The sequence below is a fragment of the Acinetobacter sp. AOR01_HL genome (assembly GCF_027855455.1).
Lineage (GTDB): Bacteria > Pseudomonadota > Gammaproteobacteria > Pseudomonadales > Moraxellaceae > Acinetobacter > Acinetobacter baumannii.
This window is the reverse complement of sequence record NZ_JAKTIM010000043.1, coordinates 58565-85559: the sequence shown is the minus strand read 5'-3', so window position 1 is coordinate 85559 and position 26995 is coordinate 58565. Positions and strand designations below refer to the sequence as shown.

Annotated in this window: 25 protein-coding genes and 1 pseudogene; 10 read left to right on the top strand and 16 right to left on the bottom strand. The window is 37.1% G+C overall.

Annotated features, from left to right (window positions below):
* Window positions 1-3: 3 nt before the first annotated feature.
* The 4 genes and pseudogenes from MKL62_RS13870 to MKL62_RS13855 all read right to left on the bottom strand — a co-directional run bounded on the left by MKL62_RS13870 (window position 4) and on the right by MKL62_RS13855 (window position 4956).
* Window positions 4-1023, bottom strand: a pseudogene (locus tag MKL62_RS13870) (fimbrial protein).
* Complete coding sequence (locus tag MKL62_RS13865; RefSeq protein WP_005128818.1) at window positions 1020-3557, bottom strand: fimbria/pilus outer membrane usher protein; 2538 nt, start codon at window positions 3555-3557, stop codon at window positions 1020-1022. The pseudogene MKL62_RS13870 and the gene MKL62_RS13865 overlap by 4 nt, the downstream one beginning before the upstream one ends.
* Window positions 3558-3608: 51 nt before the next feature.
* The gene (locus tag MKL62_RS13860) at window positions 3609-4349 is read right to left on the bottom strand and encodes a fimbrial biogenesis chaperone (RefSeq protein ID WP_000898897.1); all 741 of its coding nucleotides are present in this window, start codon (window positions 4347-4349) and stop codon (window positions 3609-3611) included.
* A gap of 70 nt (window positions 4350-4419) precedes the next feature.
* Complete coding sequence (locus MKL62_RS13855; RefSeq protein ID WP_000713430.1) at window positions 4420-4956, bottom strand: fimbrial protein; 537 nt, start codon at window positions 4954-4956, stop codon at window positions 4420-4422.
* Window positions 4957-5401: 445 nt separating this feature from the next.
* Here MKL62_RS13855 and MKL62_RS13850 point away from each other — a divergent pair, with 445 nt between their 5' ends.
* Together MKL62_RS13850 and MKL62_RS13845 are read left to right on the top strand one after the other, a co-directional pair.
* Entirely contained in the window at window positions 5402-5752 is a 351-nt protein-coding gene (locus tag MKL62_RS13850; protein ID WP_001061891.1) for a hypothetical protein, read from the top strand.
* Window positions 5753-5815: 63 nt separating this feature from the next.
* Window positions 5816-6028, top strand: a complete 213-nt coding sequence (locus MKL62_RS13845; RefSeq protein WP_000030991.1) for a hypothetical protein — start codon at window positions 5816-5818, stop codon at window positions 6026-6028.
* 45 nt (window positions 6029-6073) lie between these two features.
* On the opposite strand, the gene bioB is transcribed toward MKL62_RS13845, so the two are convergent.
* Both bioB and queG read right to left on the bottom strand, forming a co-directional pair.
* The gene (gene bioB, locus MKL62_RS13840) at window positions 6074-7063 is read right to left on the bottom strand and encodes a biotin synthase BioB (RefSeq protein WP_000175360.1); all 990 of its coding nucleotides are present in this window, start codon (window positions 7061-7063) and stop codon (window positions 6074-6076) included.
* A gap of 99 nt (window positions 7064-7162) precedes the next feature.
* Complete coding sequence (gene queG / locus MKL62_RS13835) at window positions 7163-8251, bottom strand: tRNA epoxyqueuosine(34) reductase QueG (protein WP_000204461.1); 1089 nt, start codon at window positions 8249-8251, stop codon at window positions 7163-7165.
* Window positions 8252-8279: 28 nt separating this feature from the next.
* On the opposite strand from queG, the gene MKL62_RS13830 reads away from it, so the two are divergent.
* Window positions 8280-9740: an NAD(P)H-hydrate dehydratase gene (locus tag MKL62_RS13830; protein ID WP_005128812.1), complete on the top strand. Its 1461-nt coding sequence runs from the start codon at window positions 8280-8282 to the stop codon at window positions 9738-9740.
* A gap of 4 nt (window positions 9741-9744) precedes the next feature.
* Here MKL62_RS13830 and ruvC read toward each other — a convergent pair whose 3' ends face one another.
* Complete coding sequence (ruvC, locus tag MKL62_RS13825; RefSeq protein ID WP_001128330.1) at window positions 9745-10290, bottom strand: crossover junction endodeoxyribonuclease RuvC; 546 nt, start codon at window positions 10288-10290, stop codon at window positions 9745-9747.
* A gap of 229 nt (window positions 10291-10519) precedes the next feature.
* Between ruvC and MKL62_RS13820 the strand changes: the two genes are divergently transcribed.
* Together MKL62_RS13820 and MKL62_RS13815 are read left to right on the top strand one after the other, a co-directional pair.
* Window positions 10520-11113 (top strand): helix-turn-helix domain-containing protein, encoded by a 594-nt coding sequence (locus MKL62_RS13820; protein ID WP_005128810.1) that lies wholly within the window; start codon window positions 10520-10522, stop codon window positions 11111-11113.
* Complete coding sequence (locus tag MKL62_RS13815; protein ID WP_005128809.1) at window positions 11110-11655, top strand: GNAT family N-acetyltransferase; 546 nt, start codon at window positions 11110-11112, stop codon at window positions 11653-11655. Before MKL62_RS13820 ends, MKL62_RS13815 begins: the two co-directional genes overlap by 4 nt.
* A gap of 69 nt (window positions 11656-11724) precedes the next feature.
* Here MKL62_RS13815 and MKL62_RS13810 read toward each other — a convergent pair whose 3' ends face one another.
* On the bottom strand, window positions 11725-12549 hold the full coding sequence (locus MKL62_RS13810; protein WP_001021779.1) for an OXA-51 family carbapenem-hydrolyzing class D beta-lactamase OXA-69: 825 nt from the start codon (window positions 12547-12549) through the stop codon (window positions 11725-11727).
* A 398-nt stretch (window positions 12550-12947) separates the two neighbouring features.
* Here MKL62_RS13810 and MKL62_RS13805 point away from each other — a divergent pair, with 398 nt between their 5' ends.
* The gene (locus MKL62_RS13805) at window positions 12948-13508 is read left to right on the top strand and encodes an FxsA family protein (protein ID WP_001050729.1); all 561 of its coding nucleotides are present in this window, start codon (window positions 12948-12950) and stop codon (window positions 13506-13508) included.
* Between the two features lie 63 nt (window positions 13509-13571).
* Here MKL62_RS13805 and MKL62_RS13800 read toward each other — a convergent pair whose 3' ends face one another.
* Entirely contained in the window at window positions 13572-13757 is a 186-nt protein-coding gene (locus MKL62_RS13800; RefSeq protein WP_000192620.1) for a hypothetical protein, read from the bottom strand.
* Window positions 13758-14015: 258 nt separating this feature from the next.
* Between MKL62_RS13800 and MKL62_RS13795 the strand changes: the two genes are divergently transcribed.
* Entirely contained in the window at window positions 14016-14264 is a 249-nt protein-coding gene (locus tag MKL62_RS13795) for a hypothetical protein (RefSeq protein WP_000966850.1), read from the top strand.
* Between the two features lie 123 nt (window positions 14265-14387).
* Here MKL62_RS13795 and metK read toward each other — a convergent pair whose 3' ends face one another.
* Entirely contained in the window at window positions 14388-15554 is a 1167-nt protein-coding gene (gene metK, locus MKL62_RS13790) for a methionine adenosyltransferase (RefSeq protein ID WP_001209544.1), read from the bottom strand.
* A 524-nt stretch (window positions 15555-16078) separates the two neighbouring features.
* Between metK and tkt the strand changes: the two genes are divergently transcribed.
* On the top strand, window positions 16079-18067 hold the full coding sequence (gene tkt, locus MKL62_RS13785; protein WP_005128808.1) for a transketolase: 1989 nt from the start codon (window positions 16079-16081) through the stop codon (window positions 18065-18067).
* Between the two features lie 53 nt (window positions 18068-18120).
* On the opposite strand, the gene MKL62_RS13780 is transcribed toward tkt, so the two are convergent.
* Window positions 18121-18528: an OsmC family protein gene (locus MKL62_RS13780; protein WP_000248282.1), complete on the bottom strand. Its 408-nt coding sequence runs from the start codon at window positions 18526-18528 to the stop codon at window positions 18121-18123.
* Window positions 18529-18742: 214 nt separating this feature from the next.
* Here MKL62_RS13780 and MKL62_RS13775 point away from each other — a divergent pair, with 214 nt between their 5' ends.
* Complete coding sequence (locus tag MKL62_RS13775) at window positions 18743-19333, top strand: YceI family protein (protein ID WP_000550331.1); 591 nt, start codon at window positions 18743-18745, stop codon at window positions 19331-19333.
* Between the two features lie 45 nt (window positions 19334-19378).
* On the opposite strand, the gene MKL62_RS13770 is transcribed toward MKL62_RS13775, so the two are convergent.
* Entirely contained in the window at window positions 19379-19969 is a 591-nt protein-coding gene (locus MKL62_RS13770; RefSeq protein WP_001187976.1) for a lecithin retinol acyltransferase family protein, read from the bottom strand.
* Window positions 19970-20154: 185 nt separating this feature from the next.
* Here MKL62_RS13770 and MKL62_RS13765 point away from each other — a divergent pair, with 185 nt between their 5' ends.
* A complete protein-coding gene (locus MKL62_RS13765; protein ID WP_000699306.1) occupies window positions 20155-20901 on the top strand; it encodes a phosphodiester glycosidase family protein in 747 nt (248 codons plus the stop codon).
* 35 nt (window positions 20902-20936) lie between these two features.
* Here MKL62_RS13765 and MKL62_RS13760 read toward each other — a convergent pair whose 3' ends face one another.
* The 4 genes from MKL62_RS13760 to putA form a co-directional block, all read right to left on the bottom strand.
* Window positions 20937-21167, bottom strand: a complete 231-nt coding sequence (locus MKL62_RS13760) for a hypothetical protein (protein ID WP_000011679.1) — start codon at window positions 21165-21167, stop codon at window positions 20937-20939.
* A gap of 248 nt (window positions 21168-21415) precedes the next feature.
* Window positions 21416-22501, bottom strand: a complete 1086-nt coding sequence (trmA, locus tag MKL62_RS13755; RefSeq protein WP_000204680.1) for a tRNA (uridine(54)-C5)-methyltransferase TrmA — start codon at window positions 22499-22501, stop codon at window positions 21416-21418.
* Between the two features lie 103 nt (window positions 22502-22604).
* Complete coding sequence (locus tag MKL62_RS13750; protein WP_000599967.1) at window positions 22605-23078, bottom strand: GrpB family protein; 474 nt, start codon at window positions 23076-23078, stop codon at window positions 22605-22607.
* Window positions 23079-23183: 105 nt separating this feature from the next.
* Window positions 23184-26936 (bottom strand): trifunctional transcriptional regulator/proline dehydrogenase/L-glutamate gamma-semialdehyde dehydrogenase, encoded by a 3753-nt coding sequence (gene putA, locus MKL62_RS13745; protein WP_005128807.1) that lies wholly within the window; start codon window positions 26934-26936, stop codon window positions 23184-23186.
* Window positions 26937-26995: the final 59 nt, after the last annotated feature.

Genomic DNA, 26995 nt, shown 5'->3' with positions numbered 1-26995 from the left:
ATACTAATCATATTGGATCGTTACCGTTGCATTAGCTTTGACTTCACCGGCTGTTACATTCGAAGCAGTTTGATAATAACGCGCTGTTAAAGGAATATCGTACTGTACTGTCTGGTTAGAACTTACTGTACCAATATCTAGTTTGTTTCCTTTTCGAATAGGATTGTTCGCGCCATTCATATTCCATAACAATTCAACACCAACTCCGTTCGCTTTAGTTGAGTTAGCAGCACTGTTATTAATAACCTGACTATTTGAAGTGTCAGAAATGTAGTCAAAGCTTAAACTCAGTGTATTACTCGTTGGTACACCCGAGTTATTTTCCCCACCATTACAAAGAATCGATAAATTAAAGTTTTTCTCACCTTAAGTTGATCCAATAGCTCTAAAACCTGACTTCATCACAGTGGGAAGCTGAACAACCGTATCTATACCGTTTTGAATTTCACAAGAAGATGATGCAATAAGAATAGGGGAGCTGCTCAATACTGTAGTTGTTAAGAAAGGACGATTTTGTTGTCCTGTTACATAATAGGTACTGTAACGACCAGCAACTAATGCACCTGAACCTGTAGTTGCAGCAGTTTTAATCACTTCCATAACAAAATAGCCTGGTGAAAGTGTATATGTTGTATTAGGAGTCAAGCTGCGTTTATAAGGGTAATATCCAGAAAAATCTGTAGAGTCGAATGCCTCTCTATAAAGTCGAATACCTATACCCGGAATATTGGTTGCATACACATTATTTCCAATCGAGCTAACAGGATAGTTTAATGGAAGTGCCGCTGTAATTTGGTCACTGGCACGGTTGCAAGTTGCAGTCGAATTATTGGGTAAAATAGTAAAAGTATTCTTTTGGAGAACTGTTCCGATTGGATCGGTCGGGCGTACTACAATAGTTCCAATCGTCATTGGAATATCGACTGTGGTAAAGCCCTTGCTTAAAGTACAGTTGGCATAGGTTTGGTTATAAATAAAAAAACTAGTGATGAGTAAACCGCTCTTTATAAGCATTTTTTTCATTTGCAGACTGCCTCTGTCATAATAATTGATTGTTTTTCCTGTAAGATTTTTGATTGAATGTCATAATCAAGTTGACATTCTTCACTATTACTTTGTCCCCATTTCACATAAAGATGATCTTGAGTTAGGGGAGTACGTAAATAAATCCGGCTACCTTGGGCTACCATTCCGACTATTTCATTGTTTTGATTAAAAACTTGTGCTGCAAATGGCAAATGGCCGCCATTAGGTGTTTGGGTGCTAATAAAAACTGCATATCCCGTTTTTGTTGAAAAGTTAACTTTAGTGATCGATCCTGCATATGGGGCAATACGATGACTTGTTTCCGTAAGTTCAACAGTTGATGGCATCCCTTGAGGGTCAAGGCTAATGTCATTTAAGCGATAGGGGGTTACATAAGGAATGACAGCATAACCTTGTTTATTAATGCTTAGACCAGAGGTATTGCCGACTCGAGCACCAGTCGCTTGAGGCGCATATACCAATACCATGGTCTGTACTTGGTCTGGGCCAAATAAAATACCTTGTGAGTGAGCGACCAAGCTTCCATTTAAATTGATCATTTCTTGTTGGTATGTATCGGACTGACCAAAAGAAGCGCCTATAGTTGTATAGTTAGTACGGTAGGTGCCATTAATATTTAGGCTTGTTTGTCCTTGATCTTGATATGAAATTGATGAGCCATAATCAAAGCGGTCTCCGATATAACCACTCATTCCTAAAGTTCGGCTATCTTCTGAAATAGAACTATTAAAATTAACGGTATTTTTTTTAAATTGAAGTGGAAAAGATAAAGACAACAAATATTGCGTTTCATGACCAGAATTTTGATTTTCTTGGTCAAGCTCATGAGTAATTGCAGAAATACTGTAAGTCAGATCTTTAAACTGATTACTATATCCAAATTGGAATTGTTGATTACGATTAGGCTGGTTCCAATAATTAATCCACGAGCCTACTAAATAAAAATTACCCCATTGATTTGGAAGGCCTTGGTTTAATGTGATCTGAAATTCACTTTTTTGTTTCCCCACGGAAAAGCTATCAATATCTTGTTGTTGCAAGTCTCGAATTAAAATTGAATCGCGTAATTTCAAATAATTTTCTGTGGAATATCTATACGTAGCTAAAGTTAAATTGGTGTTGGTTGGAGTAAATAGTCGGTTATAACTTAAGCGATAACTTCGTCCTTTAAGGGTGGGCTTTTGTTCGAACTCAGCTGACGACTGAGTTACATCAAATGAAATTGCACCGATTGGGGTTGCAAATGCGCTACCTATTAAAAAAGACTGGTAGTTTTCAGTTGCCTGAAAGCCTGTATAGCTTGTTAAATAGTTATTAATACCTCTTTGATATTTACCTTGCACTAGCCATGGTTTTAGATTGATATTGGCATCTCTAAAATGTCCCAAAGTAAAAGAATATCGGCTCATTTTAGGTCTTAGCATCTCAATGACAGAAGCATAAGGAATAGAAAACTTTTGAATTTCTCCATTTGTTTCATATATAGAGACTTGTAATTCGCCACCGAAGCCTGTGGGATAAAGATCATTAATTTCAAAACTTCCGGGTGTAACAGTCGTTTGATAAATTAAATTTCCTTGCTGACGCACCTCTAGTTTTGCATTGGTTTTGGCATAACCTCGAATTTGGGGAGCATATCCGAGCATACTGTTAGGAAGCATGCGGTCATCACTTGATATGTTAATCCCACGATAAGGTAGGGCATCAAAAAAATTATTATTGGTAAAATAATCACCTAAAGTAACAACACTATTGAGCTTGGGAAAAGCCTTTTGGGCATATGTATTATTTGATGTGTAGGAAGAAACCTTTTCTTGTATTTCATTATGATCTTGCCATTTCCACTGCCCAGTATGGCGTAATTGCCAATCATAGAGATTTAGACCAACATTTGTACCCATAAACGCATGATTTGTTTCATGGTTATTATTTACAATACGATAGGCAGAAGCATTGTATGCAAAAAAAGCTGCATTTATACCGCGGTCCCATAAACGTGGGTCGACATACCCTTGAGCATTCTTTTGTAAAGCAACTTGTGGTATTGAAATATCAAGTCTCAGACGAGAAGTATCAAATTGATAAAAAGCATCGTTAACCCACTTGTCCAAGTCATTACAGGTAAAGGTACTACTTACTTCATGATGAAGAATTTCTGGTTTAACTCCATATTCTAAAAGCATATCTGGGGTAAAACAGGTCTTTGCATTCTCATTCGAACGAGTACTTTTAAAAACAAACTTTCGTTTTCCTAACCACTGCCCATTAATATAGACGTCAAGACTATATTCACCCGGTAAAATAGGATTGCCGTACTTAAATCGACCAATATCAATTTTCTGTGCATTTCCCACTAAAAAATTAGTATCAAAATCAGCTTTTAAAATATTTTCCCTATTCATATTGTCTGATGCATATACAGTTAAAGGGATATTAATTGCGAGACTCAATACTAAATAATATGTAGTGCGCTTTTTAAAGCATATACTGGATATGAACCATTCTGACATCGTCTTTATGCCTGTTCATGTGTAGGTGTTTAAATTAAAAAGTAGGTAAGCTTAGAACCTTATTACTTGTTCAATTCTTCCACCATAATCATTTATATAAACAAAGCTCATATTTGTTATATTGCTATTTTTAAGTTTTATTTGATCTTCTGAAAAAGGAGAAAGCATTAAACCCTGTTTTAATAAATCTGTTTTTTGATGATTTATTTCTTGAAAAATTGAGCTTATTGTAATGTAAAAGGGAGTAGGGTTTTTAATAAGCAAGTTTTCACCATTTTTTACCCACTGAATTTTTTCACTTAATGTATTAATATTTTCTTTTAGACTTACTGGTCGATAAAAGAACTTAATTCGTGAACGTATCGCTAATTGAAGAAAATTATTGGTTAATACTTCATTATTTTCTTGTTTGTTACCTTCCGGCCTTGGTGGTATATCTAATACATTAAGCCAAAATACACTTTCTTTATTTTGGTTTAATTGAGAAGCATTAGGTAGTGCAGTAATTCGTAAAGTTTGCCCTTTAGAGGGTTCTACTCTTGAAATAGGTGGTGTAATGATAAAAGGGACATTCGCTTCATCGGGAGTTGATTTAGCGTTTCCATCATCAATCCAAGCTTGAACCAAGGAAGGCGCTGTACCGTTATTGCTGAGTTGTAAGTTTACTTCTCGAGCATCTGATGGATAGATTACACGTGTACCATGAAGTACTATTTCGGCATGCCCTGTAGTAGCAATTAATGCTTGAAGACAAGCCATTCCCCAAAAAAATTTACGACCACGAAAAAGCATGAGTCATATTCTCAATAATAAATAATAGATGAGATATAGCTTCTATTTAAAAATAGAAGCTGGTTTTAATTTATTGATAAATAATCGTGTATTTCACTTGTGACGTTACAGTACCTGCTGTAGATGCTCCAGTTGCATAATATTCAGCATAATAATTAAGATCGGCATTCCCTCCAGCAGAAACATTTACCCATTGTGAGTTATCTTGTGCACCAGAAGCACCTTTCGCAATTACAGGAATTACTGCATTGTTGCTACCCAATAATTGGATGTTGACATTGGCAGCTGCACCAGAGGTAGCTTGGTTCAATAGTCGACCAGTATTAAAATCAACTGTTGCGCCTGGTTCAAAATAAGTCGCGACTTTACCAACTGAAGCACAATTCGTTAAATTGATTTGAAAAGGTGTACGACCAGCAACATCGCCCGCATTTTTCAAAGATTGAGATGATACTGTTGGTAAATTTACAGTGAGATTTTTATCACCAGTATCAATCGTACACGTATTATCAGTTACTAAACCATTAATAGTGATCGTACCATCAGCTGCTTGTGCTGCTGCAATATTAAAAAGAGAACTAGCCACAATAAAAATAAATTTTTTCATAAAATCCCCAGAATATTCAATAAATATCGCTTTATTACTCTTCAGTGCTTTTATTCTGATCAAGTAATGCGGTGGAAATATAGCACCTTTCAAGTAAAAAACAAGAATAACATTATATTTTTATGTATTTTGATTGGTTATTTTTTATTGATAAATGCGGTTTTTATTTTAATTTATACCATATGGTAAAATATCATGAAATTATTTTATTTAAATTAATTTGATAATAATTTTCATTTAAGTTTTTTAATTTTTAAGAATTGATTTTTTTATTGTAATTTTATATAAATTATATATTTTTGGATAAATTAACTGGTTGATTTTTATTATTAAAATTAATTTTTATATATCGTGTAAATATATTTATTTTTTTAAGAAAATTTTAAGGTTTAATTCCTAGTGTTTTAGTTGTAATTCAATAAAAGATCATCTGGAGTTTGGTTCCATGAACAACATGAAATACACGTATAAACCGAATTATTTTTTCTTTGCTCATAAATTAGTCTTGTTTTTAAAAGACTATTTACTCAAACATCCTACTGAACAGAACACGACGTTTAATTTACAAACAATTTATGATGTCTTTAGCCACGATCTAGCCTCTAGCACAACAAATCTAGAAGGTATTCTAAACATTGCGGATGAGTATGTTTTAGAAACAGAAGAGGGCCTTTTACCATTGATTAGTAGCCACTCAATCAATTTAAAGAATCATGTACTTTCTTTAGAGTTTTCACCTAAAGCGTTAACAAGCTTATTGTCGGGGCGTTCATTAGTGAATCCGAAGGCTGCTTAGATTTTCTTTTAAGGCAGAATGAACTCATATAAAATTCATAAAATTTATTTTTAAGAGTTATTTATGAGTAAAGACTTTAAAGCCTTAACTTATATTGCGGATGATAATATAGCAGATACAGTGACTTGGCTCTTACACCATCAAGATGTTTTTGAATCTTTTCACTTTGATGTATTGAGCCAAGAATTATCGGTTACCCATGCGGCAGGTAGGGATATTATTCGAGTTGGAACCTTTCTGAACGCGACTTATGGCATATTAGTCACTTCTGTATAAATGAAAAAAGCCCTGAATGATCAGGGCTTTTCAATTTTGATGAGGTTAAGCACTCATCGCATCTACTGATAAATCAGAAACAGTTGGTTTTGGCTTTTCAGCTGTTAACCCTAATTTATTAAATAACGCTTGGTCTTTACCTTCACCTGCATTTGGCGTCGTAAGTAATTTATCACCAGAGAACAGAGAATTTGCACCCGCCATAAATGCTAAAGCTTGATCTGAGTCACTTAAAGATTCACGACCAGCAGATAAACGAATATAACTATGCGGCATAATGATACGTGCTACCGCAATAGTACGAATCCATTCAATAACATCTAGTTTTTCAACATCAGCTAATGGTGTACCTTCAATTGGAACAAGCATGTTGATTGGCACGGATTCTGGATGAATAGGTAAGGTTGCTAACTCATGTAACAAGCCAATGCGATCTTCACGGCTCTCACCTAAACCAACAATACCGCCACTACATACTTTCATACCAGCTTGACGTACATAATCTAAAGTATTCAAACGGTCATCAAAAGTACGTGTGCTGATGATGTGGGAATAATACTCGCGAGAAGTATCAAGGTTATGGTTGTAATAGTCTAAACCGGCATCTTTTAGGCGTTCTGCTTGTGATTGATTAAGCATACCTAAAGTCATACAGGTTTCCATACCTAATGCTTTAACTTCACGTACCATTTCTAAAACATAAGGCATATCGCGCTCATGAGGGTTGCGCCAAGCAGCACCCATACAAAAACGAGATGAACCTGAATCTTTTGCAGCTTTTGCTTCGCTAATTACTTTTTCAACAGCAATACGTTTTTCTGCTTCTAATTTTGAATCGTAATGTGCAGATTGAGAGCAATATTTGCAATCTTCAGGACATTTACCCGTTTTAATAGATAAAAGGGTGCTGACCTGAATTGTATTGGCAGTGAAGTGCTCACGGTGTACTTGTTGAGCCTTAAAAACTAAATCCAAAAAAGGTTGTTCATATAGAGCTTGGATTTCTTCACGAGTCCAATCATTACGTAGAGTCATTGTCATATCCATGATGATGGCATTAATTCACTGTACATAATCATACAGAATTCGTATTAAAGCTATAGGGCAAAAAACATCATTTTTTTAATTTGATAGCTAAAGTTGATTAAGTTGCTGTTCAATTGCCCAATCAATATGCACATTGACGATTTCGTCATGTAAACTTTTGCCTTTGTTTAGCTGATCTACAATTTCTTTTGAGTGCGGTGCGTTGCCTAAACCGATAGCAATATTACGTTTGAAGGATTGATAACCTGTACGTCGTATTGGGCTGCCTTCTGTATTGGCTAAAAAAGTAGCTTCGTCCCACTGCCAAATATCAAGCAGACTAATATTATCTAAACCATGTCTAGGATTGAAATCGGGAATAGACGCTGTTTTAGCAAAACTATTCCACGGGCAAATTAATTGGCAGTCATCACAACCAAATATCCGGTTACCAATGCCTGCACGTAATTCTTCTGCAATGATTCCTTTATATTCGATGGTGAGATAAGCAATACAGCGTCTAGCATCTAACATATAAGGTTCGACAATCGCTTGTGTTGGGCAAATATCAATACACGCACTACAAGAACCACAGTGGGAAGTAGCAGGTTCATCAAAAGGTAAGTCGAGTGATGTAAATAGTTCACCTAAGACAAAGAATGAACCCGACTTTTTATGAATGAGTAAAGTATGCTTACCTGTCCAGCCCATTCCAGCACTTTCAGCTAATGATTTCTCAAAAATAGGTGCCGAGTCTGCAAAAGGGCGGGATTCAAAATCTCCCACTTTTTCACGGATACGTGTGGCTAACGTTTTTAATCTGCCACGCATCACCTTATGGTAATCACGACCACGAGCATAACGGGCAATAATCGCAGAGTTTGGTTCGAAGGGTACATATCGTGGTTTTGGCGATTCCACCAAATAATTCATACGTACGCAAATAATACTTTTTGTTCCTGGTACCAATAAAGTTGGATCTGCTCGCTTCTCCAGATTTTCTTCTAAATAGGTCATATCTGCATGATAACCACGTTCAAGGTATTCTAAAAAACGTGGCATTTGCTCTTGAGCATCTGGTTTGGCAATGACACAATCAGCAAAACCCAAGTCTAATGCTTGAGCTTTGATCCATGCTTTTAATTCATGTGGATCAATTTGTTGCACTGCAATGCGTGATGTGTTGGAAGATGTCATAAACCGAAAAATGCAAGAGGATAAGAATATGCAGGCGGTAGTTTACCATAGCCAAGATATCCAGGCATGGGAGCAACGTTGGTTTGCTGCGCAAAACTCATCATTAGGCTTAATGCAACAAGCAGCTTGGTCAATCACTCAACAACTCATTGTACTTTTTCAAAAACAAAATTTTAAGAATATTGCTGTTTGGTGCGGACAGGGTAATAACGCTGGTGATGGCTATTTTATAGCAAGCTATCTCAAACAAGCTGGGTTTCTGGTTAAAATATTTGCGGCTGAGTTGGGCGAGTCAGCCGATTTACACCATGCTGTCCATTTTGCTAAAGCAAATCATGTTCAAATACACCAAGGTTTTGAGATCAACGGGACATTTGATTGTCATATTGATGCATTGTTTGGGATTGGTTTAAACCGTGAATTAAACGGTTATTGGCAACATGCTATTCAACAATTTAATGGGCAAGCAGGGCTAAAAATTTCGATTGATATACCAAGTGGTTTAAAAGCAAATACTGGCTCTACCTTACCTTGTGCAATACGGGCTGATCATACATTTACTGTTTTAGGGCTTAAAGCAGGATTGTTTACAGGCCAAGGCAAAGAATATGCAGGACAAATTCATTTAATTAATTTAATACCAATAGACCAAGAGCTGAAACCTCTTGCTTACTTGACGCCAACACATATCAAACTTCCTAAACGTTTGGCTTTTGGACATAAAGGAAGTTATGGGCATGTTTTGGTTATAGGTGGACATGAGCAAATGGGTGGGGCCGTCATTATGGCTGCTGAAGCTGCTTTTCATGCAGGGGCAGGCAAGGTTACGGTAGTTTGTCATCGCAACCATCATCAGGCTATTTTGTCGCGAGCTCCTAATATTATGCTGCGTGATATTAATGATTTCGATGAAAACGGTATTAAAGAAATTTTATCTCAGGTGGATGCAGTATGTTTTGGAATGGGGTTAGGTCGTGATGACTGGGCACACCAAATCTATCAACAGTGGTTTAATTATTTAAATCAGACTTCACATTTAGAAGTTGTATTAGATGCAGATGCCCTATGGTTTCTCGCAAAGCAGCCTGAAAAATTGAGTTTACATATTTATGCAACACCTCATCCGGGGGAGGCCGCTACATTACTTGGTTGTTCTACTTGGCAAATTGAAAATGACAGAATTGCTGCGATTTATGCGTTGCAGCAAAAATATGCAGGCCAGTGGGTGCTTAAAGGAGCAGGCAGCTTAATTTTAGAAGATAACTTGTATATTTGTACGCAAGGTAATGCAGGTATGGGAACTGGTGGAATGGGAGATGTGTTGGCGGGCATGATTGCAAGCTTAAAAGCCCAGTTCCACAAAGCAGTTACCCTACATGAGATCGTAACTCTCCATGCTCAGGCAGGTGACCAACTTGCCAAACAAGGCATGCGCGGTTTACAAGCTTATGAGATGAATCAAGCAATTACTCAAGTAGTAAATCAATAAAACTTTAGCGTCTACGGCTACTAGAGCGACTTCGTCCACGAGCCATACCACCTAAAGCATTCAAGACGGTTAGTTTGCTCATACTTCCTGAAGCATGGGCATGACAAATTGCAGCAGCAAGAGCATCGGCTGCATCGGCTTGAGGTTTAATGGTCAGGTTAAGTAAACGCATTACCATCATTTGTACTTGTTCTTTATCGGCAGCACCATATCCCACTACAGATTGTTTAATCTGGCGTGCAGTGTATTCTGCAACTTGTAAATCTAAATTCACTAAAGCGGCTATAGCAGCTCCACGGGCTTGACCAAGTTTTAAGGCAGAGTCGGGGTTCTGTGCCATAAAGACTTGCTCAACCGCAGCTTCAGTAGGACCATGAAATTTCACAATTCGCTCAACACCAGCAAAAATACGCTTCAAACGCTCTGGCATCTCTTGAGTTTCCGTTCGGATTGTACCGGCATCAACAAAACGTAGTTTACTACCATCTTTTTCAATGATTCCGTACCCTGTTAAGCGTGAACCTGGATCAATTCCAATAATCAATGGCATGTGAAGACTTACTTAAATAGTTTAGAGGGTATTGTTACATAGCCAAATCGGTTCTGCATGAGTAATTTAAAGAATGCTGCTATGAATGGTTATTTTTCGGTTTTTAAACCTAAAGATTTATATTGTCCACCCAATTTTCCATATGTTCACAAGGAAGAGTTTGAAATCATTTGATGTAATTCTATTTTAATGGAATACTTATCTATAATGGTGGAATTGAGCTTCTTTAATGGATGATATCAATATAAGGATTGCACATCGAATACGAGAGCTGCGTTTAGCACGTGGATATACTTTAGATGTGTTAGCTGCCCGTTGCCAAGTTAGCCGTTCAGCTATTTCTTTAATTGAAAGAGGAGAAAAGAGTCCTACGGCAGTTGTTCTTGAAAAACTAGCAAATGGTCTTGAAGTACCTTTAACTCAAATTTTTACGAATGAAGCAGGGAATTCATCATCTCAACCGCTTATTCGTCGGAATGAACAAGCTGAGTGGCGAGATCCGGAAACTGGCTATATACGCCGTACAGTTTCACCTCCGAACTTAAAATTACCCTTCCAGATTGTTGAAATTGAATTTCCGCCTCATTCTCGAATTACTTATGAAACTAATGAAAGCTCTAGAGTGGTACAGCAGCAGCTTTGGGTCGTTGAAGGGAAAATTGAAATTCAATTAGGTGAAACTTCTTATGCATTAGGTCAAGGGGATTGCTTGGCAATGCAATTAGATCAACCTGTCATATACAGTAATCATTCAGCTCAAGTTGCTCGTTATATTTTAGTCGTTTCTAATCAACTGGTGCCCGCTCTTAAGGAATCTTTATGAACTATTCCCTCGATTCTAATTTCCGTTTAATTGATTGTAATGAAGCAGAGCATGCGGTAGCAATATTAGAAATTCTAAATGATGCGATTGTTAACTCTACCGCATTGTATGACTATGTTCCCCGTTCACTTGATTCAATGAAAACATGGTTTTCGGTAAAAAGAGAAAATGGTTTCCCTGTCATTGGGGTAGTAGATGAGTCAGGTAAGTTATTAGGATTTGCCAGTTGGGGAACATTTAGAGCGTTTCCAGCTTATAAATATACGGTTGAGCATAGTATCTATATTCATCATGAACATCGCGGCTGTGGTCTAAGTAAAGTTTTAATGCAAGCGTTAATTCAACGAGCTCAACAGGCTCAACTTCATGTGCTCATTGGTTGTATTGATGCGACAAATCAAGCCAGTATAGGCCTTCATGAGAAAATGGGCTTTACCCACGCTGGTACTTTTAAACAAGTGGGCTTTAAATTTGGGCAATGGCTTGACGCTGCTTTTTACCAACTAATTTTGAATACTCCATTTGAACCAATGGATGGATAGATTATCAGTTTTTAAAATAGCAATCGCCCAGATCAAAATGGTAAAAGTGAACTGGGCTATAAACTAACTCTATAAAATACCTAATTGTTCTAAGCTTTTATAAGTAATCTCTTTTCGAACAGAGCTAGGTATTCCTTTTTTCATTTCTAAGTTAAGGGAGAACGCTACAATATTCCCTTGAGGCTGAACAACCCATCCAGTTAACCAGCCTACTTGTGGGTTTACATCCCATCCCCAACCACTTTTTGCGTATATTTTATTTCCATTCTTTTCTTCTATGAATAGCATGGATTGCACTTCATCTTGGACTTTTTGGCTAAATGGAAGCGTTTTATTAGCTAGCTTGTAAGCAAATTGTGCCTCTTGCTGAGGAGTAATTTTTAAAGGACCCACCAGCCAAAAATTATCGACTTGGGTACCTATATCTGCATTGCCATAACCAACACGCTTCACTTCCTTAGACATGAGTTCAAGTCCAATACGACGAGCTAAATCTTGATAAACCGGAATAGCGGAAGCTTTCATAGCATCGCCTAGGGTCATGTTCTTTTCCCATTCTGGGAATAGCCTTTTTTCCCCATCCCATTTAAATACTTCTGTGGTGGTTGCCTTATGGTGCTCAAGGCCGATCAAAGCATTAAGCATTTTGAAGGTCGAAGCAGGTACATACTCGGTCGAAGCACGAGCAAGATCATTACCATAGCTTTGTTGAGTTTGACCTTGATGGATAACTAAAACACCCGTAGTGTGTGCTTCGTTAAATAAATTTTTAATTTTCTCTGCTTTGTCATCAGATTTTGAAGCACTGTGATTTGGATTAGCAGTCACTATATAAGGTGAGCAGGCTGAAATAAAAATAGCGCTTGTTATAAGTAAGAGTGCTTTAATGTTCATAAGACTTATAAAATTGAATTTGAAGTTTAGCTAATCAATGTAACTTGAGTAGATCAATTATTAGATATCAAAAATGTAAGTTAAATTTTATAAAAAAGCTGCTAATAGATAAAAGCATCGGCCAATTCATGAAAAAATTGCAATCTTGTAGAAAAAACACTTGATAAAGTTGATATAGCACTCATTAATAATAGAGTATGACTGTTTTATTAAGTTAGAATCAGTCTTATTTATAGTATTGCAGAACCTTAGTTTAGCTATGATTTTAGGTTACAACAAAAACATTGTCTAAGCTTCGCAACTAAATTTAATCCATGATTTCAAATGAAAAATGGATGAGTTTAGTTAAGTAGTAACAACTGCAATGAATTTTCTTTTTGAGATAGATAAAGTTTTACATGAATTTACTTCTTATTGTGGTTCTGGGCGCGATTGTTGAAATTGCCGTATGGATTGGCGTAGCACAGTTCATCAGTGGATGGTATGTGTTTTTCTGGTTCATTATTGCTTTCTTTATTGGTCTAACGCTTATTCGTAATAGTACGGCTGGTATTATGCCGCAATTACAACAAATGCAGATGACTGGACAATTGGGTAATGATCCGACTGTGACTAAAAAATTAGCTTATGCTTTTGCTGGTTTTTTATTAATGTTGCCAGGTTTGGTATCGGATGTATTAGCGCTCTTAATTCTTATTCCGGGCGTACAAACTGCGTTTCGTAATATTGCAATGAGAACACTGGCAAAACGTCAGCAAGCCATGATGAACAAAATGATGGGCGGCATGGGTGGTGCAGGTGCTGGTCAAAACCCATTTGCAGATTTAATGCGTCAAATGCAGGATATGCAGAATCAACAAGGTGGTGGTAGCCAATATCATGATTCTAGTATTATTGATGGCGAAGCGAGAGAAGTTACTCCAGACCACAAGAAAATTGAGCATAAAAATAAAGATTAATTAATCTATTATACAAAAAGGGCCTAAATCTAAAAGATTTAGGCCCTTTTTAATTTATAACAGTTAATCATCTGAAGTTTCAGAAGTACCTGCTTTTGCTTGAATCATCTCGTTTTGATTATCTTGGAGCTTAGTTTGAGGTTGATACTTGTTTGAAGGCAGAGCTACTTGCTTGTTTTCAGATTGTTGATATTTTCGGCTTCTATTGGCTCTTTCACGAAAGCCACCTTTATTAATGAGCTGTGTCATAAATTCGCTTAGAAAATAAAATATATTTCTATTTTAACAAATTCAACAAAATATCAAAATAAGAAAAATAGTGCTAAAAAAATAATATTTAGTCTATCTCTTTGTATAAATTAAATATTTGAAATTTGAACGGATTGTTCATTCAGATTGAATTATCTTTTCATTTCACATAGGATAAATATAAAGGATGTATAAATTTAAAAATGTAGCAAACCTATTAAAACAACAACGGTTGAAGTGAGGGAAGGAGGGTTACCTATGCTATATCAATATCATTGTGCTTGTTGCGACAAAGTTGTGGCATCAACTGATAAATCATGTCCATATTGCGGTTCACACCATATTCGTAGTCCATATGGCCTATGGATGTTTTGCGTGATGGCTTGTCTAGCAGTTGTTGTCGTATTCAAAGTTGTTCATCTTTATATCCAGAATCATCAAGATACACCTGTGCAATCGACTCTGTTAGATGTATTAAATGAAGGTGATAAGAGCACAAAACAATAATATTGCTTAATACTCACTACATGCCTTTAAATAATGTATGTTGAAGGGGCTGTTGTTTAATTTTAATCAAATACAAAAATAATAAAAAAGCCCGCTGAAGAGCGGGCTTTTAATATAATCAGCTTAAAGGCCTGCGGCATCTTTAAGTGCTTCAACTTTATCGGTTTTTTCCCATGTAAATGCAGTATCTGAACCTTCACGACCAAAGTGGCCGTAAGCAGCTGTTTGTTTATACATAGGTTGAATTAAGTTAAGCATGCGAGTAATACCAAACGGACGTAAATCGAAATGTTCACGTACTAACTGGATAATTAACTCATCAGAAACTTTTGCAGTACCAAAAGTATTGATTGAAATAGAAGTTGGCTCTGCAACACCAATTGCATAACTCACCTGAATTTCACATTTGTCCGCAAGACCAGCAGCAACAATATTTTTAGCTACATAACGACCAGCATACGCAGCTGAACGGTCTACTTTAGATGGATCTTTACCAGAGAATGCACCACCGCCGTGACGAGCCATACCGCCATAAGTATCAACGATGATTTTACGGCCAGTTAAACCACAGTCACCCACAGGCCCACCGATAACAAACATACCAGTCGGGTTAATGTGGAATTTAGTTGCTGCATGGAACATTTCAGCAGGAATGATCGGTTTAATAATTTCTTCAATTACAGCTTCTTTAAGCTGAGTTTGAGTAATTTCAGGATCATGCTGTGTAGAAAGTACTACTGCGTCTAAACGTACAGGTTTGCCATTTTCATAAGCAAAAGTTACCTGACTTTTTGCATCTGGACGTAACCATGGTAATGCACCTGAACGACGAAGTTCAGCTTGGCGTTCCATTAAACGGTGAGCATAAGAAATAGGGGCTGGCATAAGCACGTCGGTTTCACGACTTGCATAACCAAACATTAAACCTTGGTCTCCAGCACCTTGGTCTTCAGGTTTTTGGCGGTCTACACCTTGTGCAATCTCTGGTGATTGTTTACCAATCATGTTGATTACAGCACAAGTTGAACCATCAAAGCCTAAATCTGAATGGTGATAGCCGATACCGTTAACAGTTTGGCGAACAACAGCTTCTACATCAATATTCGCAGTTGTTGTGATTTCACCTGCAAGTACAACAGCGCCTGTTTTTACCAGTGTTTCACAAGCAACACGTGCGTATGGGTCTTCTTTTAAGATTGCATCCAAAATAGCGTCGCTAATTTGGTCGGCCATTTTATCGGGATGACCTTCGCTTACAGATTCCGAGGTAAAAACAGCGTACTCGCGCATGAAAGTCCTATCTTGGTTATTTCAAAAAGACATAATATGTTACATCGACTTGAGCTTGAGGACCAGTTCATACTGACTAAAAAGCATGAATTTCTTTCATTTTTACTATGTTTTAATTGATATGTGTATCAGGGAAATTGATATAGATAGATGAAAATTAATCATTTTTATATTAGAGTTTTAATAAAATGTTTAAATTTTAAACATTTGATTTTGTTAAATATTAATAAACAAAATTTAGACTATGAAGTGAAAAGCTATAAATAAAGAAAATAAATACACTTCTATATGCTGATTACGAGGAAGAAGCTTACAATCGTTGAGCATGGAAATAAGTATAAATACTATGGTTTTACACAGTTTAAGAATCTAAATGTTTTTTGAGTAACCAAGAAATAGTTAAAAATAAAGAAATATACAGTGTTGGGGTTTACCCCTAGGCGTTTTTTTAAGACAATATAGCGGCATTGAATGGTTATTCATCTTCTTCTTTTCATCAATCTATTAAAATTGGATTCTGATCTATGACGACCCCTTTAAACGAACGTCGTATTGCAAACGCAATTCGTGTATTGGCAATGGATGCTGTGCAACAGGCAAACTCAGGGCATCCGGGTGCTCCAATGGGGATGGCAGATATTGCTGATGTCGTCTGGCGCGAGTTTTTAAATCACAACCCAAATAATCCACAATGGGCAAACCGTGACCGTTTTGTTTTATCAAATGGCCATGGTTCAATGTTGCAATATGCTTTGCTTCATTTAACAGGTTATGATCTTTCAATTGAAGATTTAAAACAATTCCGTCAATTGCACTCAAAAACTCCTGGTCATCCTGAATATGGTTACGCTCCAGGGATTGAAACAACGACAGGTCCTTTGGGTCAAGGTATTGCGAACGCTGTTGGTTTTGCATTAGCAGAAAAAACTTTAGCTGCTCAGTTTAATAAAGATGACTTAAAAGTAGTTGATCACTTTACCTATTGTTTCTTAGGTGATGGCTGTTTAATGGAAGGTATTTCTCATGAAGTATGTTCTTTAGCAGGTACTTTACAGCTTGGTAAATTGATTGCTTATTATGATGACAACGGCATTTCGATTGATGGTGAAGTAGAAGGCTGGTTCAGTGATGACACTGAAGAGCGTTTCAAGTCTTATGGTTGGCAAGTTCTTCGTGTAGATGGCCACGATACTGATGCGATTCGTCAAGCAACAGTTGAAGCTAAAGCAGAAACTCAAAAACCAACGATTATTATTTGTAAAACAATTATTGGCTTAGGTTCTCCAAACAAGCAAGGTAAAGAAGACTGTCACGGTGCACCGCTGGGTAAAGATGAAATTACCTTAACTCGTGAAGCTTTAGGTTGGACTGAAGAAGCATTTGTTATTCCTGCTGATGTATATGCTGCATGGGATGCTAAAGCAAAAGGTAATGAAGCTGAAGCAGCTTGGAATGAAGTATTTGCTCAATACCAAGCAAAATATCCAACGGAAGCAGCTGAGTTACTTCGTCGTATTAGCGGTGACTTACCAGCAGAATTTTCAGCTCAAGCAGATGCATTTATTCGTGAAACAAATGCTAAAGCTGAAACTGTAGCAACTCGTAAAGCGAGCCAAAACACATTACAAGCATTTGGTCCTTTATTACCTGAATTATTAGGTGGTTCTGCGGACTTGGCAGGTTCTAACTTAACACTTTGGAAAGGTTGCCAAGGCGTTCAAGAAAACCCGGCTGGTAACTACGTATATTATGGTGTACGTGAGTTCGGTATGACTGCAATCGCTAACGGTGTTGCATTGCATGGCGGCTTCATTCCTTACGTTGCAACGTTCTTAATGTTTATGGAATATGCACGTAATGCGGTACGTATGTCTGCATTAATGAAACAGCGCGTGATTCATGTGTATACACATGACTCAATCGGTTTAGGTGAAGATGGTCCAACACACCAACCAATTGAACAAATTGCTTCTTTACGTGGCACACCAAACTTAAATACTTGGCGTCCTGCTGATACTGTAGAAACAGCAATTGCGTGGAAATCTGCTTTAGAGCGTAAAGATGGCCCTACAGCACTTATTTTCTCTCGTCAAAACTTACCATTCCAAACGCGTACTGAAGAGCAAATCCAGAATGCGGCAAAAGGTGGTTATGTTCTTGCTCAAGAGAAAGGTGAGTTGAAAGCAATTATTATTGCTACTGGTTCAGAAGTTTCTTTAGCAATGGAAGCTTATGCTCAACTTGAAGGTGTTCGCGTTGTTTCTATGCCATGTGCAGAAGAGTTCATGAAACAAGATGCTGCATATCGTGAAGCAGTATTACCAGCTCATATTCGTGCACGTGTTGCTGTAGAAGCTGCTCACGTTGACTACTGGTGGAAGTTTGTTGGTCTGGATGGCAAAGTAATCGGTATGACAACTTATGGTGAGTCAGCACCAGCAAAAGACTTGTTCCAATTCTTCGGTATTACAACTGAGGCTGTAGTTGCTGCGGTAAAAGAGTTAACTGCTTAATCTTTTGAGCAGAATAAAAAGCGTCCCGATTGGGGCGCTTTTTTATGGGCTATTTAAATGTTAAGTTCAGTTTGGATCGTAATATTAGAAGTTAAAAGCTTATGAATAGGGCAGTTTTCAGCAACTTTTAATAATCTTTTATGCTGATCCTCAGTAAATTCACCTTTTAGAGTAATTTTACGCTCAATATTATTTTGACCTGCTTCTGGATCACCATTTGGATTTAATGCTAAATCAACTTGTACATGCTCAATTTTGATGCCTTTGTGATTTGCATACATCTCTAGTGTAATTGTAGTGCAAGCTCCTAAAGCCGATAATAAAAGCTGAACCGGATTTGGAGCTGTATCTTTTCCACCTTTATCGGTGGGTTCATCTGCAAACCATTGATGGCCTGAAGGATCGGTAAGCGTTACTCGATAAGGAGTAGAAGTACTTTGTGCTTGGGCAGTGTTAACCATGTTTTACCTTGTTATTTATCAATAAAATCGTAGTAAAAATTAATAAATCTGAAAGCTTCGAATAGAAGAATATCTATACTTTATAATATGGTTTTTGAATAACAACTGTAACGCTTTTATTGTTGCATGGATGAAACATATCGTTTTATAAAGAATAGTGAATTAAATTACTTGATGTATACACTAACGACTATATCAATAAAGGATACGAAAAATGCATCTTAAAACATTAAGCTTCGGTTTAGCAGTAGCATTGGCAAGTACAGTTACATTAGCTGCACCAGTGGACTATAAAATTGATCCAACACACACAGCTACTGTTTTCTCGTGGAATCACTTCGGTTTTTCAACCCCAAGTGCTAACTTCTCGGACATCCAAGGTGTAATTAAAGTTGACAATGCTAAACCAGCAAACTCATCTGTAAATGTGACCATTCCTTTAAGCAGTGTGAATACCAATGTACCTGCTTTAGATAAAGAGTTCCAAGAAGAAGCTTGGTTTAATGCGGCTAAATACCCAAACATTACTTTCAAAAGTACGAAAGTAGAAACTAAAGATAAAAAACATTTTAAAATTACTGGTGATTTGACTGTTAAAGGTATCACTAAGCCAGTTGTACTTGATGCTGTCTTAAATAAGCAAGGCGAGCACCCAATGGCAAAAGTTCCAGCGATTGGTTTTAACGCGACAACTTCGTTCAATCGCTCTGACTTTGGTTTAGGTAACTATGTACCAAACGTGGGTGATAAGATCACTGTAAACATTACAACTGAAGCAACTGCGGCTAGTGCAGCTAAAAAATAAGTTGTAAGTTTTCTAAAAAAGTCCTCAACTTGAGGACTTTTTTAATTAGATAGTTTCTTTTTTATCTGGTTCTATAAAGACTAAAGGTGAGGTTGGGTCTATATTTCTTTTTTCGGCTTTTTCTCTTAGAAATTGATAAGTCGGAATATTCATTTTTGCCTGATCACGTAATTTCTTTTTAATATAAAGAACAAGAGCAAAGCAGGTGGTTGCTACGGTTAGCATCATGCCATTCATATAGCTCATGATTGAACTCACGTAACCAATGGTGGTTAAACGATGCATCATACGCTCAACTTGAGTACTACTTTCGATACCAGTAATCGCCCAACTGCATAAATGCTCACAATTATTAATAATCAAATGATAATGGTTTTCATGCATACGTGAACGCATACGTCGTACAACAACTTTTCCTCTGTAGCGTGGTGCATCGTAAGAACGTACATGAATTTTCTTGCCATGCGAAAAGGCATCTAGGGAAGTGATTTCAATGGGCCGTTTTTTGATGAAATGTGCGAGGCCTGAATAATGAATAACTCGACCTCTCCCAGCATAGATACCATGATGGCTATAGCCGAGATGTTTTACAATAAGATGAGCCCCTAAAGGGTAGCGTTTATTTGTTTGTTGCATATTCACGCTGATCCAATAAAGTTTAATCACTTTTATACAAAGCTGTGACTATTATAACGAATATAGTTGTGTTCTAGTGTATTGATTAGGTGGAATAAGCGACTTTCGGGTATATATCACTTCAAACATTTTTATTTAATAAAGTGTCTTTATGAAAATAAAATGACATCTAAGGTTTGGCATTAATGAAAATACTAGTACTGTGTATCGTGAACTTCATAATCTTTACACAATCCGCTTTAGCACTAGAGTATCGACAGATTAGAAATACTACTGATGATCAGTTTGAAGTAATTGAAATTTCTAATTTAGAACAATTACGCTTATTTCTGAAAAATCCGCAAACTGATCAATATTATAAAAGTTTCGACAATATTCAATATCAACTTAAAGCATGTGAACAGCTTACTTTTGCGATGAATGGAGGCATGTTCCATTCCGGTTTTTCTCCAGTAGGACTATATATTGAAAACGGACGAGAGAACCAGCCTTTAAATGAAGATAAAGGCTGGGGAAACTTCTTTTTGCAGCCTAATGGAGTTTTAGCATGGAATGACAAACAAGCCGTTATATTGACAACTGAACAATATAAAGCAAAAGTTTTTCAACCCGATTATGCTACGCAGTCCGGCCCTATATTAGTGATTAATGGCAAAATAAATCCCTTATTCCTAGCAAATAGCGATTCAAAGAAAATACGTAATGGGGTAGGTATAAAAAATAATAAGTTGTATTTTGTGATATCTAAAAATAGAGTGAATTTCTATAGTTTTGCTCAGTTCTTCCAAAAAAATCTTGAAGTCGAGCAAGCTCTATACCTTGACGGTTCTATCTCTAGTTTATATTTGCACAAGAATAATCGAAATGATAAAAGATTTAATATGGGGCCTATTATTGGATGGGTGGATCAGGCAGATTGTAGACCCAAGTAAAATATAAAAAAGCCAGTACAAGACTGGCTTTTTAATTAATGAATAGATGGTTTTTGAGTGAGTTCATTTAACTCTTTTCGGCTATAACCACGGGAAATAAGAACTTTCTTGATTCCCTTAATGACATCTTCATCAGTCGCTTGCGCAAGCGCACTTAGAAGTTGTTCATTAGTTTTACATGAGCAGTCATTTTCAACACAAGCAGTTTGGTTTTTATGCTCGTTATGCTGTTGATCTGCCAAGAACAGCTTTTGCCAAAAACTCATAGAGCCTTCATATACAACCTAACATAGCTCGAAATATAGCCAATATAAATTAAAATACAAGACTCTATATGTGATAAATCCACCAGTTGAACTAGAGAATTTTCGATAGTAATGGTCGAGTTAAACGAAATTATGACGAATAGATGACTTGATATTTTTTTTAAATTTAAATACTTAATTAAAAGACTTTGAAAAATAAGGAGATATTTAATCTCCTTATAAAATAGGGTTACATTGAAAAATTTTGTTTAAATCTTCTCAAGTAAGACACCAGACTCTACATGATGCGTATAAGGGAACTGATCAAATAAAGCAAACTTAGTAACGCGATGAGTTTGAGTGAGCGTTTTTAAATTTTCATATAAAGTGTCGGGGTTGCATGAAATGTAGATAATACGTTCAAAGCCCTGCAATAGTTTTAAAGTTTCATCGTCAATTCCTGCGCGTGGGGGATCAACGAATACCGTATCGAAGTCGTAGCTTTGAATATCAATATCTGCTTCTTGTAGACGGCGGAATTCACGTTCACCTTGATAGGCTTGAGTGAACTCTTCAGCCGATAGGCGAGCTACTTGAATATTATCAATCTGGTTCTGTTCGATATTCCACTGCGCCGCATAAACTGATGATTTTGCAAGTTCAGTCGCAAGTACTCTTTCAAATTTTAAAGAGAGTGGAAGCGTGAAATTACCATTACCACAATAAAGTTCTAATAGGTGTTTTTTTGATCCTTCAGCTGCATCACATGCCCATTGCAGCATTTTTTTGCAAACTTGTGCATTAGGCTGCGTAAAGCTACTTTCGATTTGTTTGTATTTAAATGAACGGTTTAAAAGTTCAAATTCTTCTACAACAAAGTCATCGCCAATAACAATTTTCTGGCCGCGGCTACGGCCCATAATTTTAATATTTAATTTTTCAGCAAGTGCTTTAGCTGCTTGTTCCCATTCCTGATTAAGCTTACGGTGATAAATCAAGGTAACTAACATTTCTCCGCTTAAAGTTGCGAGAAAGTCAACTTCAAATAAACGCTGAGAAAGTAAAGAGTTGGCCTTAAGTTCTGCTAAAAGAAGTGGCATTAAGTCATTAATGCTTTTATCTGCAATAGGAAACTCATCTATGCGTACAACGGTTTTTTGCTTGCCATCGTCATTACGTTCAAACATGGCATAAAACATATCATTTTCTGTATGCCAGATACGAAATTCAGCACGCATACGGAAATGTTGTTCAGGCGATTCAAACACTTCTAATGTAGGCGGTGTAAATTCAGAAAATTGAGTAGTAATGCGATCAATTTTAGCTTGAAGTTGTTGACGATAAGAAGAAGTCATAGACAAAGAAAATTTAGACAGAATCAAATGGTGAATGGTACCAAAAAATTGAGCTTAAAGGAGCCAATTTTAGTTAGTTATTCATAAAGAAAAAATACTTACACTAGGAGTGACTTAAAACGCGTTCAATAAAATTAGATTTTACTGTTCTATATTGGTCATGATCTAAGTGAGTGGACTCTAACTTTAATTGATTATATTCATTAACTAATGGTGGAGAAGCTATAAGCTTATCTCTAAAGGTTAAGAAAAATATGAATATTGAACCGATTACTACAACTTGAAAGGCAACATCATCGTTGTTGAGTGAATCGAGCATGCAAAGCTCATTTGTTCTTAATGTATTTTGCTTTTCTATAAAATTAAGCGTTTTTAACTGTTCTATTGCAAACTCAAATTGATCGGGTAGAACCTCAATATAAATGTCTAAATCACCTTTTGAGAATGCATTAGGTATTGCAGATGAACCTATATGCTCAATTTGGGCAGATGGTAGCAGAGCGGAAATTTGTTTTCGGTATAAGCTAAAAAGCTGAGTGCATCTTTGTTGGTATTGTTCTGGTTCAAAAAGAATCATTATTAAAAACTCAAATTGATAAAATTTATATATTTAAGAATAGATTATTTTATTAAACAAAAAAGCCCAAATATCGTAATTTGGGCTTTTTAGAAAATTACTTAATTATTCAGACATTGTCATTAAGCTTGCATTACCGCCAGCCGCAGCTGTATTTACGCTAATTGCACGTTCAATTACCAAACGTTCAAGTGGAATCGACTCATTTGGTTCAACATGAGTAATACCAACAATTGCGCCAGAACGGCTAGCAATTTCTTGCTGTAATGAGAAGATCTCTTCGCGGTTGCCATGATGTAAAACTGCATCAAAATCATCTGTAGTGATGTTTTTAATGGTTGTAATCGCATCAAGTACATCTTTTGGCAACGTTTGTTTATGTTTTGCCAATAATGGACTATTTGGCATTACAGCAGCTTGGCTGCCAACTGCAAAGATTGCAAGTAACTGATGCAATTGATCTTGTTCTGTATCAGCAATTGAAAGAACACGATGACGCGGCAAAATAATATATTGGTTACTTTCCCCAGTAGGGCCTTGTAACTCATAAAACTTACCAACACCAAAAGGTTCAATTTCACGGTTTGCTTGTGGTAAATGTTGTTTCGCCCAGTTTTGTAAGCTTTGATAAACCTCACGGTTAAAGCCTTCAAAAATGGTTTGCTCATTTTTTACCGCAAATGGAGTTGCTAATACTTTGTTAGAACAATGCTGCATTAAGCGATACATATAAAGAGGGCCACCCGCTTTAGGGCCTGTACCAGATAAACCTTCACCACCGAATGGTTGTACGCCAACAACAGCACCAACAATATTACGGTTGATATAAAGGTTACCCACTTCAGCATGTTGAATTACGGTTTGGATGGTTTCATCAATACGGGTATGAAGACCCATAGTTAAACCATAACCTTTAGCGTTGATTCTTGAGATGAGTTGCTCAAGTTCACCATACTTATAGGTAATGATGTGTAAAACCGGACCAAAAACTTCACGTTGTAAGTCATCAAGATTAGGAAGTTCAATTGCTGTTGGCACAACAAAAGTTCCTTTATCTAATTCTGTTTGGCTTGTTGCACCAAACATCAATTGATGTACCGGATAACCCTTCGATTTCATTTTCTGGATGTGCTGGTCAATCGTCTGTTTTGCTTCGTCATCAATAACAGGACCAATGTCAGTTTTTAAAATTGCAGGGTTACCTACGATCAACTGTTGCATTGCCCCTTTAAGCATTTTAATAACGGTTGCAGCACTGTCTTCTTGTACACATAAAATACGTAAAGCAGAGCAGCGTTGACCTGCGCTATCAAAAGCAGAACTTACAACATCTAATACAACTTGTTCAGTTAAAGCAGATGAGTCAACAATCATTGCATTTTGACCGCCAGTCTCTGCAATGAGCGGAATAGATTGACCATTTTCAGATAAACGTTTTGCAACGGTCTTCTGTAAAATTTTTGCAACTTCAGTCGAGCCAGTAAACATGATGCCATTGATACGGCTATCTTGGCTGAGCTGAGCACCTACTGTTTCACCGCGGCCAGGAAGTAGCTGTACAGCACCATGTGGAATACCAGCTTCCCATAAAATCTGAACTGCTTGGGCTGCGATCAATGGAGTTTGTTCAGCTGGTTTAGCAATAACACAGTTACCACTGACTAATGCCGCAGCAATTTGACCTGAGAAAATTGCAAGAGGGAAGTTCCATGGGCTAATACAAAGTACAGTACCTAAAGGCTGAATAACTGTATTTGCAGGAAGATTTTCAACTTGGGTTGCATAGTAACGTAGGAAATCTACAGCCTCACGAACTTCTGCAATCGCATTGGCATAAGTTTTACCACTTTCACGGCAAAGTAATACCATCAACTCTTGAATACGGCTTTCCATGAGGTCAGCTGCGTGTTTTAAGTATTGAGCGCGTTGATCCTTAGGCGTATTTGACCATTCTGATTGGGTTTGTTCAGCTGCAGTAAGAGCGATTTCGACATGCTTAAGATCAGCTTCTTGTACATAACCAACAATCTCATCATTTTGTGCTGGGTTTGTAATTGCAACAGAATGACCTTGTTCTAAAGAATCAGCATTAGCCAACAACGGATGGCTTTGCCAAATACGATTACGTAATTCTTGAGCTGTGCTATCTAAAGCTGCAAGTGGGGTGTCATTTGCTAAGTCATAACCTTTAGAGTTTTTACGAAGCGTTCCGTACATATCTAAAGGTAGTGGAATTGATGGATGTTTTAAACCAACCGAACCTTCAAGTTTAGCTGCATTACGAATATCATAAATTGGAGACTGGATAAGATCTTCAACTTTAAGAGTTTTATCGGCAATACGGTTAACAAATGAAGTATTCGCGCCATTTTCAAGTAAACGACGGACTAAATAAGCTAACAATGTTTCGTGGTTACCAACCGGAGCATAAATACGGCATGGCACGCCTAATTTATTTTGTTCACGTGGACCAACAACTTGTTCATAAAGCGGCTCGCCCATACCATGTAAGCATTGGAACTCATATTGACCAGCGTAATATTTGCTTGGATCTGCTAAATGATAGATCGTTGCTAAAGTTTGAGCATTATGCGTCGCAAATTGCGGATAAATAAATTCTGGTGCTGCAAGTAATTTTTTAGCACAAGCGATATAAGACAAATCAGTATGAACTTTACGCGTGAAGACAGGGTAGTCATCCATACCTTCGATTTGTGCTTTCTTAATTTCGCTATCCCAATATGCGCCTTTTACAAGACGGATCATCAGACGCTTTTGGCTACGCTTAGCAAGGTCAATAATATAATCAACCACAAAGAAGCAGCGTTTTTGGTAAGCTTGAATTACGAAACCAATGCCTTTCCAGTTAGCAAGTTCTGGCTCAAAACAAAGACGCTCAAGTAACTCAAGAGAAATTTCTAAACGCTCTGATTCTTCTGCATCGATATTTAAACCAATATTGTACTGTTTAGCTAAACGAGCGAGTTCAAATACTTTGCCGTAGAGTTCTTTGTGAACACGTTCAATTTGCGCACGTTGGTAACGTGGATGTAAAGCTGAAAGCTTAATTGAGATACCAGGGCCATCATATACGCCTTTACCATTAGACGCTTTACCAATTGCATGAATGGCTTGTGTGTAATCATTAAAGTAACGTTCAGCATCATGGTCGGTTAAGGCAGCTTCACCTAACATGTCATAAGAATAGCGGAAACCTTTATCCTCAAGTACTTTTGCATGGTCGACAGCTTCTTCGATGGTTTCACCAGTCACAAACTGTTCACCCATCATACGCATTGCAACGTCAACTGCTTTACGAATAATGCCACGGCCACTACGTGCTAAAAGTCCAGTAAGTACACTTGAAAGACTGGTTTGCTTTGGTGTTTCCATAAGCTTACCAGTTAACATGAGACCCCATGCAGCAGCATTCACAAACATTAAGCTGCTTTGGCCAACATGTTCTTTCCAGTTACCTTGATTGATTTTATCGCGAATGAGCAAATCACGTGTTGCTGTGTCTGGAATACGAAGCAAAGCTTCAGCAAGACACATGAGCGCCACGCCTTCTTGTGAAGAAAGAGAAAATTCTTGTAATAACCCTTGAACAATACCTGCTTTACCTGAAGAAGTCTTACGTTCACGTAAATTATGGGCAAGGTTAAATGCAAGGTCATAAATTTTATGATCTAAATCATCAGATACCGCAGCAGCTTGTAATAGCTCTTCTACAGCTTCAGGTTCGGCACGTCGCCAAGCTGTATTAATGCGTTGTTCAAACTCACTTTTATCGTTGAATTCGGTGATATAGCCTTGGTGAGATTTATCCATTTGATGAAAAGTATCCATTGTGTTCATATCTATTTCCGCCAACCAGCTCTCGTAAACTCATCTTGAGTAGAGAGGTTTAGATAATT